The organism is Photobacterium sp. BZF1 (genome assembly GCF_014349205.1).
Classification (GTDB): Bacteria; Pseudomonadota; Gammaproteobacteria; order Enterobacterales; family Vibrionaceae; genus Photobacterium.
Genome location: NZ_JACSOF010000164.1, coordinates 1 through 14864 on the forward strand (window position 1 = coordinate 1; position 14864 = coordinate 14864).

14 protein-coding genes and 1 pseudogene are annotated in these 14864 nt (G+C 46.5%); 7 read left to right on the forward strand and 8 right to left on the reverse strand.

Annotated features, from left to right (window positions below):
- Nucleotides 1–257: 257 nt before the first annotated feature.
- A complete protein-coding gene (locus tag BIZ37_RS25660) occupies nt 258–1301 on the reverse strand; it encodes a GMP reductase (protein WP_187463929.1) in 1044 nt (347 codons plus the stop codon).
- Nucleotides 1302–1562: 261 nt separating this feature from the next.
- Nucleotides 1563–2567: a zinc-binding alcohol dehydrogenase family protein gene (locus BIZ37_RS25665; protein WP_187463930.1), complete on the reverse strand. Its 1005-nt coding sequence runs from the start codon at nt 2565–2567 to the stop codon at nt 1563–1565.
- A 139-nt stretch (nt 2568–2706) separates the two neighbouring features.
- On the opposite strand from BIZ37_RS25665, the gene BIZ37_RS25670 reads away from it, so the two are divergent.
- Nucleotides 2707–3633 (forward strand): LysR family transcriptional regulator, encoded by a 927-nt coding sequence (locus tag BIZ37_RS25670; protein WP_187463931.1) that lies wholly within the window; start codon nt 2707–2709, stop codon nt 3631–3633.
- A gap of 50 nt (nt 3634–3683) precedes the next feature.
- On the opposite strand, the gene BIZ37_RS25675 is transcribed toward BIZ37_RS25670, so the two are convergent.
- Nucleotides 3684–5048, reverse strand: a complete 1365-nt coding sequence (locus BIZ37_RS25675; RefSeq protein ID WP_187463932.1) for an MATE family efflux transporter — start codon at nt 5046–5048, stop codon at nt 3684–3686.
- Between the two features lie 115 nt (nt 5049–5163).
- Nucleotides 5164–5955 (reverse strand): helix-turn-helix domain-containing protein, encoded by a 792-nt coding sequence (locus BIZ37_RS25680; RefSeq protein ID WP_187463933.1) that lies wholly within the window; start codon nt 5953–5955, stop codon nt 5164–5166.
- Nucleotides 5956–6402: 447 nt separating this feature from the next.
- Between BIZ37_RS25680 and BIZ37_RS25685 the strand changes: the two genes are divergently transcribed.
- From BIZ37_RS25685 to BIZ37_RS25695, 3 genes and pseudogenes are all read left to right on the forward strand, one after another.
- The gene (locus BIZ37_RS25685; protein WP_187463934.1) at nt 6403–7302 is read left to right on the forward strand and encodes an HlyD family secretion protein; all 900 of its coding nucleotides are present in this window, start codon (nt 6403–6405) and stop codon (nt 7300–7302) included.
- Nucleotides 7303–7304: 2 nt separating this feature from the next.
- The gene (locus tag BIZ37_RS25690; RefSeq protein WP_187463935.1) at nt 7305–8231 is read left to right on the forward strand and encodes an ABC transporter ATP-binding protein; all 927 of its coding nucleotides are present in this window, start codon (nt 7305–7307) and stop codon (nt 8229–8231) included.
- Nucleotides 8228–9325 (forward strand): annotated as a pseudogene (locus tag BIZ37_RS25695) (ABC transporter permease). Before BIZ37_RS25690 ends, BIZ37_RS25695 begins: the two are co-directional and overlap by 4 nt.
- A gap of 73 nt (nt 9326–9398) precedes the next feature.
- Here BIZ37_RS25695 and add read toward each other — a convergent pair.
- Nucleotides 9399–10394 (reverse strand): adenosine deaminase, encoded by a 996-nt coding sequence (add, locus tag BIZ37_RS25700; RefSeq protein WP_187463936.1) that lies wholly within the window; start codon nt 10392–10394, stop codon nt 9399–9401.
- 213 nt (nt 10395–10607) lie between these two features.
- Between add and BIZ37_RS25705 the strand changes: the two genes are divergently transcribed.
- Nucleotides 10608–11267: a Crp/Fnr family transcriptional regulator gene (locus tag BIZ37_RS25705; protein WP_255526903.1), complete on the forward strand. Its 660-nt coding sequence runs from the start codon at nt 10608–10610 to the stop codon at nt 11265–11267.
- 138 nt (nt 11268–11405) lie between these two features.
- On the opposite strand, the gene BIZ37_RS25710 is transcribed toward BIZ37_RS25705, so the two are convergent.
- Nucleotides 11406–11891: a heme-binding protein gene (locus BIZ37_RS25710; protein ID WP_187463938.1), complete on the reverse strand. Its 486-nt coding sequence runs from the start codon at nt 11889–11891 to the stop codon at nt 11406–11408.
- Between the two features lie 215 nt (nt 11892–12106).
- Here BIZ37_RS25710 and BIZ37_RS25715 point away from each other — a divergent pair, with 215 nt between their 5' ends.
- Both BIZ37_RS25715 and BIZ37_RS25720 read left to right on the forward strand, forming a co-directional pair.
- A complete protein-coding gene (locus BIZ37_RS25715; protein ID WP_187463939.1) occupies nt 12107–12784 on the forward strand; it encodes a response regulator transcription factor in 678 nt (225 codons plus the stop codon).
- Nucleotides 12762–14222: a HAMP domain-containing sensor histidine kinase gene (locus BIZ37_RS25720; RefSeq protein WP_187463940.1), complete on the forward strand. Its 1461-nt coding sequence runs from the start codon at nt 12762–12764 to the stop codon at nt 14220–14222. The genes BIZ37_RS25715 and BIZ37_RS25720 overlap by 23 nt, the downstream gene beginning before the upstream one ends.
- A gap of 60 nt (nt 14223–14282) precedes the next feature.
- Here BIZ37_RS25720 and BIZ37_RS25725 read toward each other — a convergent pair whose 3' ends face one another.
- Nucleotides 14283–14438 carry a hypothetical protein gene (locus BIZ37_RS25725; RefSeq protein WP_158264487.1) on the reverse strand — a complete coding sequence of 52 codons (156 nt, stop codon included), beginning with the start codon at nt 14436–14438 and terminating at the stop codon, nt 14283–14285.
- A gap of 247 nt (nt 14439–14685) precedes the next feature.
- Nucleotides 14686–14864 (reverse strand): IMP dehydrogenase (locus BIZ37_RS25730; RefSeq protein ID WP_187463941.1); only part of this gene is annotated, 179 nt, incomplete at its 5' end.

Genomic DNA, 14864 nt, shown 5'->3' on the forward strand with positions numbered 1-14864 from the left:
GTAATACATGTGAAATAAAATATTTATCATGAATACTAAAATGTATTATTTAAACCCTATTTTAATGAAATTAAAATTATCAATACCCTCTAGTCATTTATAGAAGTTAAAACTAGCCTTGTACTCATTTTTGGCTATTGGACGATGGAATTCATAAAATCTCAAGCGGTATTTGTATGCAAAAAGGCCGCTTATTGCTAAGCGGCCCTTTAAATCTATTTCTAGTGTAAGGAGGCTATTTCTCCTTATCCAGACGCTTATTCTTTACCGAATACGTTGTTTTCTTGCTCTTGTACGCGGATGAAGGTGGTACGCTTGGTCAGCTCTTTCAGCTTCGCGGCACCTACGTAAGTACAAGTAGAGCGAACGCCACCCATGATGTCCTGGATAGTGTTCTCAACCGGGCCACGGAATGGCAGAAGAACGGTTTTGCCTTCTGCTGCACGGTACTTGGCTACACCGCCAGAGTGCTTGTCCATCGCGCTTTGTGAAGACATGCCGTAGAACTTCATGAAAGTCTTGCCGTCTTGCTCGATAACTTCGCCGTTACTCTCTTCGTGGCCAGCCAGCATACCGCCAAGCATCACGAAGTCAGCACCGCCACCGAAGGCTTTGGCAACGTCACCCGCACAGGCACAGCCGCCGTCACCGATAATACGGCCACCTAGGCCGTGGGCTGCATCAGCACACTCGATGATAGCTGAAAGCTGAGGGTAACCAACACCTGTCTTAACGCGGGTAGTACACACAGAGCCAGGACCGATACCGACTTTAACGATGTCAGCACCAGCAAGGATAAGCTCTTCAACCATGTCGCCCGTTACAACGTTACCGGCACTGATAACCTTGTTAGGGAATTCGGCACGAACCTTCTGAACGTATTGTACAAGGTGCTCAGAGTAACCGTTGGCAATATCGATACAGATGAAGATAAGGTCGTCAGACAGTTCCATGATGTCTTTGGTCTTCTGGAAGTCAGCGTCAGAGGTACCAGTAGAAACCATTGCGTTGTTCAGCACGTTAGCGTCGTTGTTTTTAACGAACTCGGCCCAGTCAGCGACAGTGTAGTGCTTGTGAACAGCGGTCATTACGCCGTGCTTGGCAAGGGCAGCAGTCATTTCGAAGCTACCAACAGAGTCCATATTGGCAGCAATAATAGGTACACCAGACCATTGACGACCGCTATGCTTGAATGTAAAATCGCGGGTTAATTCAACTTGAGAACGGCTTTTTAGGGTTGAACGTTTTGGACGAAACAGTACATCTTTAAAACCCAGTTTCAAGTCTTGTTCGATACGCATTGGTCATTCCTTATCTTATCGAATTTTGCATCATGGCTTGTTGCTATTGGCAGATAGCAATCAGGTTCACCATGTTGCAGGCACAAAAAAACCGGAGCGTTGGCAGACGCTCCGGTTTTCAGCATTATAGGCTGAGAAAGTTTTTTAACAAGTCTAATAATATAAATTTTTTTGTGTTACCTTTACGAAGATAGCACCCAGACACCTGCCTGCTACCTTCGTAATTCTTCTCTTATTTGTTATTAAGCTTCTGATTATTAATTAGAAACCTTCAAGCACGATTTTGCCCAGTGCCTTTTGTGACTCCAATAGCTCATGTGCTTTTTTCAAATTATCTGCGCAAATCGTACCGCCCTGATGAGCAACTGTTGATTTTATGTCCCCGTTATCGACCATTTTTGCCACATTGTTGAGCAGGTGATGCTGTTCAATCATGTCTTCAGTGCCAAATAATGAACGGGTATACATAAATTCCCAATGCAAAGAAATGCTTTTTCGCTTGAGCTGCAAGATATCAAATGATGCTGGATCATCAATCAAGCCGAATTTACCTTGTGGTTTGATTGATTCGACAATCTCACTCAGGTGATCGTCTGAGTTGGTCAAGCCCACTACATAATCCACTTCACCAAGCCCTTTATCTACCAGTTGCTTGCTCAGCGACTCGCGGTGGTTGATGACGTGATCAGCACCAAGCTCTTCGAGCCATGCCTGAGTTTCCGTGCGCGAAGCAGTACCGATAACAGTCAGGTTGGTGAGCTTCTTCGCCAATTGGACCATGATAGAGCCAACACCACCGGCCGCGCCGATGATCAAGAGTTTCTTATTGCTTTCCTTTTCCACCTGAAGGCGGTCAAACAACAACTCCCAAGCAGTGATTGTGGTAAGCGGCAGGGCTGCTGCTTCAGCAAAACTCAGTTCCTCTGGCATGTGGCCGACAATTTTTTCATCGACTAACTGGAACTCGGCATTGGAGCCTGAACGGGTTAGGTCACCGGCATACCAAACTTTGTCACCTGGCTTGAATAAGGTGGCATCAGGGCCAACGGCTTTGACGATACCTGCGGCATCCCAACCCAATACTTTATATTCGCCTTGTTCAGGCGCTGCACGCATACGTACCTTGGTGTCTACTGGGTTTACCGAGATAGCTTTGACTTCAACCAAGATGTCAGTGCCAGTAGCAACAGGCTCTGGCAGGGTAATATCAACCAGTGATTGAGGTTCAGAAATAGGTAGTGATTGCTGATAGCCGACCGCTTTCATGGTGTTCTCCTTTAGCTTCCCTTACACAAGGGTAGGTGCTTTATCAAATCTATGGTTGAAGTTTATTTGACAATGAAAATTTGAAAAACCAGTATTGGTTTAAATTACTTTCAAATAATTTTTGAAGATAGGGCTGTCGGTGAAAGCGCTAAACGATCTCAAGGTTTTTATAGAAACGGCAAAGCAGCACAGTCTTTCTGCTGCAGCAAGAAACATGGACATTACCCCAGCTGCGGCCAGTGCGGCGCTTAAAAGGCTCGAAACAGAAGTGGGGGCGCTGCTTTTTATTCGCTCCACCCGAAACATCAGGCTCACCCAGCAAGGGGAACAGTTTCTCAATTACTGCGAACAAGCCGTTGGATTGATGGCTGAGGCATGCAGTACGATCTCTGAGGGACAGGCGGAATTTCAAGGTGTGATTAAACTCTCCATGCCTTCAGATTGCGGCCGAAATATATTGCTGGGGTGGATTGATGAATTTATGGCGCTGCATCCAAAACTGGAAGTCAGGGTGCAGTTGAGTGATGGCTTGGCAGATATGTATACCCAGCCTGTCGACGTTGCACTGCGGTATGGTGAGCCAAGTGACTCTTCATTGGTGGCTTTGCCGATAGCAGGTGGTAATACCCGGGTGTTATGTGCCTCTCCAGATTATTTGGCAGAGCACGGCATACCCGAGACTCCAGAGGATTTGGCTAGCCACAACTGTTTGTGCTTTGCTCTGGGGGAGAGCTTATATAACCGCTGGCGTTTCTTCCATCATGGGCAAGAGGTGACACTGGTTGTGAAGGGGAATCGCTTTGCCAATGACGGCGAGGCGGTAAGGCGCTGGGCCCTTGCTGGCAAGGGTGTTGCCTACAAGTCTTTATTGGATGCTAAAGAAGACTTGCTTGCAGGGCGATTGCAGCAGATTGATATTGGCAGGGACCCAGAGCTGGCTCCCCTGTATCTGGTGTGTGCAAGCCGAAGGGTCATTAACCCGCAGATTCAGGCTTTGAAAGAGTTTTTGGCAGATAAGGCTGAAAATTATCTGTCAGCAACGTCACTGCCTGAACTTTCCCGATAATGAAAAAGACCGCAGTGGCGGTCTTTTTGCTGTATTCAGTTGATACTCACCTAGGCTTCAGATTGACAGACATTTCTCTGGGCAAGCCTAGATCTCTTCCTGACTTTGGCAAGGAAAAATACACTAATTGCCGCAGCGAGGGTTTCTGCAAATAACGGACTTAACCAAACACCGGTTTCAGGCATGGCTTTAGGCAACAGGAAAAGGCCAATGATCACGAAAACGAACCCTCGGCATACCGATATAATATTGGCTTGGGCCGGGCTGCCGATTGATTGAAACATGGTAGCCGTAACCAGGTTTATTGCCATGAACGGGTAGGCTAAGAAGTAAAGTCCCAGCGCAGTGGCGGCGAGTAGAATCAACGGCTGGTGATCAACCGTAAACAGGCTTGCTATTTCAGCGGCAAAGCATTGGACAACGATAATTGCTAATACGCCAATAGTCACCGCAAACTTCAACCCGATAGAAAGGGTTCTTTCAACCCGCTCTGGGGCGTTGGCACCATGGTTGAAACTGATAATCGGCTGGCAGGCTTGGCCAATGCCAACCAAAGTGAACATGACAAAGACACCGACATTCATCACGATGCTAAAGGCATTGAGGTAGAGTTCTCCCCCTAATTCAAGCAATACAGCGTTATAGATGAATGTCGTTGCTGCCATTGATGATTCAATAAAGAAAATTGGTAGGCCGATAGCCAGAATTTTGGGTGCTTTTGCCAAGCCAATGCCTTGCAAAGATAAAGTCAGTTTACCTTTTCCACCTATGAAGTGGCTCAATAAACTTACTAGCATCAATACCTGAGCTATTCCGGTTGCATAAGCGGCACCTTTGAGCCCCCACCCGAAATGGAAAATGAAGAAATAGTCCAATACCAAGTTGACGATAGCACCGCCGGCCATCGCGTACATAGCGAGCTTTGGGTTACCGTCGTTGCGGACAAAGCAGGAAATCACCCAGGCAATGGCATAAATAACAAAAAACTGCAGCATGACACCAAGGAAATCACCGGCGAGTGTAGCAATGTTGCCCTGAGCGCCGATAAATAACAGTATGTCATCAAGCCAGTAGAGTGCAGAAAACGACAGACTAGCTGCAAGGATAAGGGTTAGCAGCAAAGATTGAGCAAAGAGTGTTTGGCCTTCTTGATAGTGCCCCTTCCCAAACTGGATTGACATCATCGCAGAACCACCAATGCCAACCATCATGGCAATCGCAGTAAAGAAAGAGAAAAACGGAATAGTCAGTGCGATAGCGCCAAGGCCATCCGGGCCAACCCCGCGACCAATCATAATGCTGTCACCCATGATGAACAGCGATTTGATGACCAAACCGGTGATAGCCGGCAGGAGATAATGCTTGAAGCATTGTTCTATTGGGGTAGTGCGAAGATCGATGTGTGTTTCTGCCATGCTTTGCTCCGCCAGGATAGAAGCACTTTCCTAGCATAATAATTTATTCTGTATACTGGGTATTATGTGGCAGGCATGGAGGGGTAAAAAGGGATTATATGGCCTAATGATAGGACTATTTGAACACCCTGGTACGAAAGTCTAGCGGCGATTCTTGGGCTGCTTTGCGGAAGAAACGGCAGAAATAGGCAACATCGTCATATCCCAGCTCGTGGGCAATTTGTTTGACGGTTTTGTTGGTGAAAGCAAGCTCTCGCCTTGCGTCCAGTAAGGTGCGATCCTGAATTAATCTAGTAATGGTTTTACCACAATGTTGGCGGGAAATCTCATTGGCCCTTTTGTTGGAGACTGACAGGTGCTGGGCGTAGAAATCGGTCTTTTTTTCGGTTCGGAAATATTCATCAATCAACACATAGAGCTTGTACATACGCTGTTCGAGCAAGGTGTCGGCCTTGAGTTCTTTCTCTTGATAGCGCTGGATGTAAGATAAGATACTACTCGCGAGTGTGTTGACTAATCGCCAGTTGGTTTCTTCTCGATCAACCTCCTGCGACAGAATACGAACAAGATCAGCAAGATCTTTTTCTCCTCGATCATCAATCGACACCATGGAGGCGGAATTCTTCTCATGATAAAAGGTTTGATCAATGATCAACTGACCACGGTAATTGTTTTCGACAAAGTCAGGCTGGAAGGTAATGAGGCAGATCTTTCCGCTCGTCCTTGTATCACTGTGTACCTGGCCCGGTGAAATGAAGTAGATATCCCCTTTATTTAATGGATACTCGATAAAGTCGATGCAGTGGCTTCCTCGCCCTTCTAATGCCCATACTATCTCGTAATACTCATGCCGGTGAGGTTTAGAAAATAGCTCGTCAGGGCGACCTTCTATGTATTCGACGCTCAAGGGCCTGCCCTTAGGCAAAAGTACTGATGAGATGAATTCAGACACGCAATATCCATAACTGATTAATTCGGGGTTTTATTATATAGCGAAGCAAGCCCACAATATATGTTGATGCCGTTTGGAATGCTGGAATGAACTCAAGGTATTGATTGTATTTGCTTTTTTTTTATGTGCCCCGCTCTTAATTAATTCACCAATAGGAAGAAAGTGATTAAATGACTATTTCCTTTCCATGTGGCAAGTAATATTTTACTTCTTAATGAACAACACAATCGTTGAAGTTATGAGGTGGCGCTAAGCTAATGGCTCTGCCTGAGTGCTACTGTAATTAGTAGGTATTCATGTCATTGACTCAATGAACCAACCGTAAGAGATAAAGCAATGAAAGGAAGCTTTTGCGAACGTATTACTATTATTTTGTTTTTTCCATTGCTGTTAGCGGGCTGTATGAGAGAACCCTCCAGCCAGGCACTCGGCACCCTTGAGCGGGATAGGGTCACTTTTAGTGCTACTGCCAATGAAATTATACGAGATCTTCCCGTTCGTGAGGGCAATACGGTAAAGCAAGGGGATGTGCTGGTAAGGCTAGACAGTAAGAACCAACAGGCAATATTGGCTCATGCCATTGCCGAGCAATCTAAAGCAGAAGCTTATCTGCAAAGGCTAACCAATGGTGAAAGGCCGGAAGATATTGCCGCAGCACAAGCCAAAGTAGCAAGGGCACAGGCACAACTTACAGAGGCTGATAAGAATTATCGCCGTAAGGCTGAATTGGTCACACGGAGACTGATCAGCCAATCAGAACAAGACAGTGCCTTAGCGGCAAGGGATTCAGCCAAAGCCGAATTAGACTCCGCCAACGAGGAATTCAGCAAGCTTACTGCAGGCTCGAGGCCGGAAGATATAGATCAAGCCAAAGCTCAATTGGCTGCCGCAAAAGCAGATGTGGATCTGGAGCAGCAAAAACTTGATGAGCTCACTATTGTTGCCACCCGTGATGGCATTTTAGATAACCTGCCATATAACCTTGGCGAGCGGGTACCTGTAAATGGTGTTGTTGCTGTTATTCAGGCAAACCGTGTTCCCTATGCAAGGGTCTATGTACCAGCCAGTCATCGGGTTGATTTTGTTCCCGGACGAAAAGTCCCTGTTCATGTCGATGGAGTAAAGCAACCTTTTGAAGGAACAGTTCGCTGGGTATCTTCCGAGTCTGCATTTACCCCTTATTACGCCCTGACAGAAGATGAACGCTCCCGTCTGATGTACCTTGCCGAAGTTGACTTGCCTGATAGTGCGGCACAGTTGCCGTCAGGTGTTCCAGCCCAAGTGGAATTGGCTGGAGAGTGATCATGAGCGAATTTGCTATCCAAGCCCATAACGTGAAGAAAATATTTGGTGACTTCACTGCCATCGACAACATTAACCTCAATGTACCCAAAGGCAGCATCTATGGTTTTTTGGGGCCCAACGGCTGTGGCAAATCGACCACCATCCGTGTACTGACGGGCTTGTTGAGTCCAACCGAAGGTGATGTTTCTGTATTGGGTTTATCTATCCCTCAGGAATCAGAGAAACTGAGGCTCAAAATAGGCTACATGACCCAGAAGTTCTCCCTTTACGATGATTTGAGTGTGGAGGAAAACTTGGAGTTTATCGGCCAGATTTTCGGGATGGGTAAAAAGGCGTTAGCGCAAAGGATAAACGAACAGCTAAGTACCTATGGCTTGGATCAGCGGCGAAAGCAGCGTGTTTCCGGGATGAGTGGCGGGCAAAAGCAGCGCTTGTCGTTAGCCGCAGCCACTATGCATAAACCCGAGCTCCTATTTCTTGATGAACCGACATCGGCGGTGGATCCTGAAAACCGTCGAGAATTTTGGGAACAGCTTTTTGATCTTTCTGATCAGGGCACCACGATTTTGGTCACAACCCACTATATGGATGAGGCAGAGCGCTGTCACCGTTTGGCGATAATGGAAGCCGGTATGATCCGCGCCGATGGTGAACCTGAAACCTTGATGGAAGAGATGGGCGTTCACGTTGTCGAAATCAAGGCAGAGCGTTTGCGAGAGCTGAAAGAGCAATTGTTGAAAAAATCTGAAGTCCGCTCGGCGGCACAACTTGGTATCCGTTTGAGGGTGCTAATACGTCAACAGATCGATGATCCTATTAACTGGTTGAAGGGGAACTTCCCGCAATTAGCCAGTGTTGAAATGAACATTGCTAGGCCAAGTTTGGAAGATGTCTTTGTGACAGTGACGGGGGAGGGTAGGCAATGAATGCACTCAACCGGATGAAAGCGGTGATGGTAAAAGAGATCCGCCAGTTATCACGTGACCGTATTACCTTTGGCATGGTGGTGATGATCCCGTTAATACAGTTGCTGCTGTTTGGCTATGCGATAAATACAGACGTCCGAAATATCCCGGTTGCTATCGTCGATCAGAGCAATAGCGTCGCAGGACGAATGATTATCGAGTCAGTTAAGGTTACTCAAGTTATTGAGGTGAAGAAGCAGTTTTCGTCACCTTAAGAAGCTGAATTGGCCATTCAGCAAGGTGAGGTGAGGGCAGCGCTAATATTGCCTAGTGACTTAACCCAACGGGCGATGCAGGGCCGAGAGCTGGGACAATGGATTGTCGATGGTTCGGATACCATGATAAGTGCTGCCATCCTCGGTTTGCAAACCATGCCACTGACTGATCTGGATATCGAAATTCGCCCTCCGATTACAAAAACCTTTGAGGTGGCACTGTATTTCAACCCCACCCAACGCTCGGCAGTGAACATTATTCCCGGTCTTCTGGGGGTGATATTAACCATGACAATGATCTTGTTCACCAGTGCTGCGATAGTGAGGGAGCGTGAACGTGGGAATCTTGAATTGCTGATCACCACACCGATCCACTCTTTTGAATTGATGGTGGCCAAGATAGTTCCTTATATTTTTGTCGGCTTGATTCAGGTCTTTATCATTCTCGGATTGGGGCATTTCATCTTTGATGTGCCGATCAATGGGGCGATCAGCCAGATCTTGTTTGGGACCTTGTTGTTTATATCAGCCAGCTTGACCTTGGGCTTGGTGATCTCGACGATCGCCTCAACCCAGCTTCAAGCGATGCAAATGACCGTGTTCATATTGCTGCCTTCAATTTTACTTTCTGGGTTTATGTTTCCATACGAAGCTATGCCTGTTGCAGCGCAGTGGATATCAGAAGTACTGCCGGCGACACACTTTATGCGTTTGATAAGGGGTATCGTGTTGCGCGGGGCTGATCTGGCCGGGTTATGGAAAGATACACTGTGGCTAGCAGGCTTTACTGTAATTGGTCTGCTGGTGGCTTCTAAGCGGTTCAAGAAATCGTTGGATTGATTGTATTAGCGGTTAAGTATTCGGCGAACATGAAAAAGGCCACTTCACAGATGAAGTGGCCTTTTAATTTCGCTTATTTAGCGAATTTCATCAAGGCTTGCTTGACGTTGTCTGAAGCGAAAGAATGCTTAATACTCATCTTATAGATTTGGTAGTAATCTTCTTCACTCAGTTCGAACTGTTCCACCACCTTGCGAACTTCATCAGTCATCGTGGTGTTAGATACTGTTCGGTTGTCAGTGTTGATTGTCACTGGCACACCATCTTTGTAAAACGCTTTGATTGGGTGCTGCGATAGTTCCGGGATCGCTTTGGTTTGAACATTGCTGCTTGGACAGGTTTCAAGTGCAACGTCTTCATCTTTCACTAGATTGTACGCTTGTTGGTGATCTTTGATTGCAACGCCGTGGCCAATGCGTTCAGCACCTAGGATAGAAATAGCTTCATAGACATTTTGGCCGCTGCCTTGTTCGCCTGCGTGGATAGTGACTCTGTAGCCTTTGTCTTTTGCATCTTGAGCAAAAGAGGCATAGTCATGGCTGAAACCATCAAGCTCACTGCCAGCAAGATCAAACGCCACAACACCTTGGTTCAGTAGGCCAACACCTGCGTCAATGACTTGTGGGATGGTATCAGAAGGCAGAAACTTCACCATCGAAAGGATGTAGTTCCCTTTGATGTCATAAAGTGCTTCCGCCTTTTTCATGCCTTTAACAGCGCTGGCAATGATTTCTTCATACGTCAGGCCGTTTTGAATGTGTAGCTGAGGCGCAAAACGAACCTCTAGGTATTTTACATTTTCTTTGGCGGCGTCTTCAAACAGCTCAAACGAAATACGCTCTAGGCTATCTGCCGTCTGCATCACAGATACCGGCAGATCAAAGCGGCTGAGGTATTCTGGCAGGTCAGAGCAAGTTTCTGGGGCAACCATCAAAGCGTTGATTTCATCAACATCATAGCTAGGCAGCGTGATGTTCTGCTGTTTGGCCAGATCGATGACAGTCTGCGGTCTGACGCTGCCATCTAGGTGGCAATGAAGATCAATTTTCGGAAGATCGAAGTAATTCATTCGTGTTGTCCCAACGATATATAATCTGGGAAAACGTAGTGTTTCCCAAATTGCGGTTGATTATTATGAGTATAGATAGCTAGCATTTTGCTTTCTAAGCTTATGAACTGTAGCTTATAGAATCGCTCTGGGACACTAGCACGACAATTGTCCGGGTGTGACAAAAATAATTTTATATTTTGATAGGTTGGACACAGTTTACACAAAATGGATATGTCTGAAATTTTGAGCAAAGGGCCAGATAGGTTTCGCCAGTTAATTGCCAATGAGAACTTTCGGCGCATTACTTGTCATAAGGGCGATTATATCGTCAGGCAAGGACACGAAATCACTGAAGTCTATTGGTCTGCCGCCGCCCAGTTTATGTTGTTGCATACAGCTCTTAATGGCAAGACGCTAAGCTTGGGTGACTACTTCCTAGAAGATAACTTCTTTGGCGAGATTGAGTTTTTCTCGGGAAATCGCTGTTCATTCGATGTGGTGGCAACAGCGACCATCGAGCTTGTTGTGATCCCAAAAGAGCGGTTTGCCGAAATCCTGCTTGAAGATGCGATGATTTCATTTTGGATGAATCACCGCATGGCCAATATGTACCAATCGTCAATGAACATTGCCATTGAACGTTCTTTGTATCCGCTGAAGTTTAATATCGTCAAAGATATCGTGGACAGGTGTACGACCGACACCCGTTCTTTGAATCATGATTATATGTATCAGGAAGCCCAGCGTTTCGGTTGTACAGATAGGGCCTATACCCGAATTATTCACGAGTTGATTAAAGATGGCTTGGTAAAGAAGGGAGAGGATAACTCGACAATTATTCCGGTCGACCTTGATGGATTGGTCGAATATCTGAATCAGTGCCAGCAATGAGCTATTTGAACAACCTAGTCGAATAAGACAGTCGAACAAGACAGCCCGGCCTCTTGCTCTTTGATGTGTGATAAAGAGCGAGAGCCGGGCTATGTTGTATGACGGATATGGTTCTGCTTGGTTGACAGAAAATGCAGCTTATTTCATGACTGATTTAATTGCGGCTTCGGCACAAATGACATCAAGATGGCCGCCTGGTGCACCGCCAACTCCGATAGCTGCGACAACTTGGCCTTTGTACTCAACCGGAAGGCCACCGGCAAGGAATAGTAGGTTGTCGTCCATATCGCGCAGTGGGTCCATCAATGGCTTTTCGGCGACCAGTTTCATCAAGTTTGCCGTTGGTTGCTTCATACTAACTGCGGTGAAGGCTTTCTGACGAGAACTCTCCAATGTGTGCGGGCTAGCATTGTCGTAACGTAGTTGTGCTTGTACACGGCCGGAGATATCTACCACTGTTGCAGACACCTTGTATCCGTCTTTTGCGCATTGACCTACTGCTGCATTCGCCAGTTCGAAAGCTGCAGCTGATGATAGCTGAGTAATTGTCGTTACTTTTTCTTCAGCCAAAACAGAGCTCGAGGCAGCGAGTAATGTTGCGGCTAGTACAATATTCAATTTCATGATCTTTCCTTAATCGCTTCAATAAATCAGTAATGGTGTTAGGCGTTATCTTGCGAGATAGCTGTTGAGCTCTCGGTGCCTGTGTTGTTGCGATGGAATAACTGTATCTAGCCAGAATTACTGCAACCTTGTCGGAACATTACATGTTTGTAATGAAGTGAAATGTTGTCATCATGTAATATCTAGACATGGAGCGGCGGTCAGCAGGATGCAAAATGAATATATTAGTGATTGAGGATGATAGTCATATCAGTGCTTTCCTTAAGCAGGGCTTTGAAGAGATGGGCTTCAATGTCAGTTGCATTGCAGATGGCAAGCAGGGTTACCAACTGGTTACACAAGACGATTTCGATTTAGTGATTTTGGATTTGATGCTACCCACCTGGGATGGCTTGGACGTGCTGCGTCGATTGCGGGGTGAAGGCTATCAAGTGCCCATTATTATCCTCAGCGCCCGCCATTTGGTTGAAGAGAAGGTGCAAGGATTGCAATCAGGGGCTGATGACTATCTGGTGAAGCCGTTTGCCTTTGCTGAATTGGCAGCACGATGCCAAACTTTGTTGCGGCGGCAGATGCCCACCAATAGCCAAAGTCAGTTGGTGTATAACGATCTCAAGCTCGATTTATTGACCCGTAAGCTTTTTCGCCGTGAAAAGGAAATCTCGCTCAAACAGCGTGAGTTCGATTTGCTGCAATTGCTGATGCAGCAACCGGAACGGGTATTTTCCAAAACCATTATTTTAGAAAAAATTTGGGGCTATCAGTTTAACCCGCAAACAAATGTCGTTGATGTGCTGGTGTGCCGGTTAAGATCACAAGTCGATAAAGGGTTTGAGCAACCATTGATCCATACCATCCGCGGGGTAGGCTATGTCCTTAAATATGAGAGCTGAGCAATCGACCCGCCTGGCACAAAAAATGTTGTTCGGGCGTTTTGTTGCCACAGTGACCCTATGCTTTGTGGCGATCCTGCTTGGAATTGGCCTAATGCAGGTGTACTCCCTTGATGGGGCAGACAAGAAATTGCTCAAGTCGATGGGCGCAGAATATCAGCGGATCTTGAAGTACGAATCGGATGATAAATTGATCCATGTGCTCGAAGGAAACCCCGAGCGCTTAATCGAAAATGCAATTACAGCCGTTACTGTCAGCCAAAGCACTCAGGGCAAACCGCAATATATTGCAGGCACCAAGCAGGACAATATCGATATCCCCTTTGAATATTTCCAAGCGGATAACCGAGCCTGGTATCAATTGCTGCTTGAACCGCATTACTTAACGCTGAAACTAAACGGCCAACAGCAGGATTTCTGGTTGGCTCTAAATGTTCACCCACGTTTGCATCTCCTGTTTATGCAATGGCTGATTATGGTGGGGGCGTTGGCACTTTTGTGTGCGCTTATTTCCTTGTTTGTTTGGCGGTTGCTGGCAACGACACTTTCCCCTGTCCATCGCTTGGCGAAAACATTGGATCAAGCGAGCGAATGGTCGATTAGTACGCCACAAGAGGATGAAACTCATACAGCCACAGTACGGGAGAAGCTTACTGCTCAAGATAAGAGCTGCAAAGGTGAAAGTGGCCTGGCAGTTCTGAACCAAAGCTTGGAACTGGTTCACGGACGGCTGGAAGCAACGATTACCAGCATGGATAATACCCTTGATGCAATAGCCCACGATCTGCGTACTCCACTGTCCCGCATTGCATTGACGACGGAAAATACATTGGGGTCAAGCCAGCCTCCATCCAACGAACAACTTACCAATGCCTTGTCAGATTGTGCCGAGTCGGCCCAGCAGGTGAGCGGTATGCTCAATACCTTAATGAAGATTAATGATGAAGCTGCCAGCAAGTCATCAGTGGCTTTTGAAGCCGTAGATTTGAATCAATTGATGCTGGACGTTGCCTCTTGGTATGAAGAACTAGCTGAAGACAGAGCTATGAATATAGATGTCTCGGGGCTTAAGCCCTGCAAGGTAAGCACAGAGCCAAACCGTTTGGTACAGGTTGTTGTTAACCTCATTGACAATAGCTTCAAGTATACCCCCACAGGAGGCACGATTTATTTGACCTGCGGCCCAAGAAGGGAAGGCGCAATGCTGAGTGTGGGCGATAATGGGATCGGGATAGCACCGGAGCACCATGCGTTGATTTTCAAGCGGCTGTACCGGGTTGATCAAAGCCGAACCAAGTCGGGGTATGGCTTGGGGCTGGCGATGGTGATGGCGATGGTGACTTCTCTCAAGGCTAGGATCCGAGTGGATTCAGTATTGGGGCAAGGTGCGTTGTTCACCGTTGTTTTACCTGGCGAAACTACAATGATTGATGGGTAGCGATGGAACAACAAGGATGGTTAAAATAGAAACCATCCTTGAACTTTACTTGGCATCTAACTATTCATCGAGAGATTCGTCATCTCGATGCCAGTTATCCAGCTCGCCGTTCTGACGTTTTTCTCGAATCGCTTCTATGAGTGCTCGCTCTTCGCGGGCAAAATAATCATCTTCTACGGCTTTGCCTCTGGATCTGAGTTTGTCTGCTAAGTCCATATCTGCCTCCGTATAACTTGTTCACGTTACAACTACTCATGACTACGGTGTATATGTTTGTTTAGATTGGTCAGTTAGGCCCGCTTGGAGCCAAAGAGTGTAAGGAGATATGAACTAAGAGTGGGATTGAAGCTTTAAACGGGTAGATAAAAGAAAGGCCGCTTATTGCTAAGCGGCCTTTGCGAAAACTTTTATCAAATAAGCAATCATCAAACAAGCAATCGCTTATTCTTCAGTGGAAAGCTATTTACTCTTTACCGAAGACGTTGTTTTCCTGCTCTTGTACGCGGATGAAAGTCGTACGCTTGGTCAGCTCTTTCAGCTTCGCGGCACCTACGTAAGTACAAGTAGAGCGTACGCCACCCATGATGTCCTGGATAGTGTTCTCAACCGGGCCACGGAATGGCAGAAGAACGGTTTTGCCTT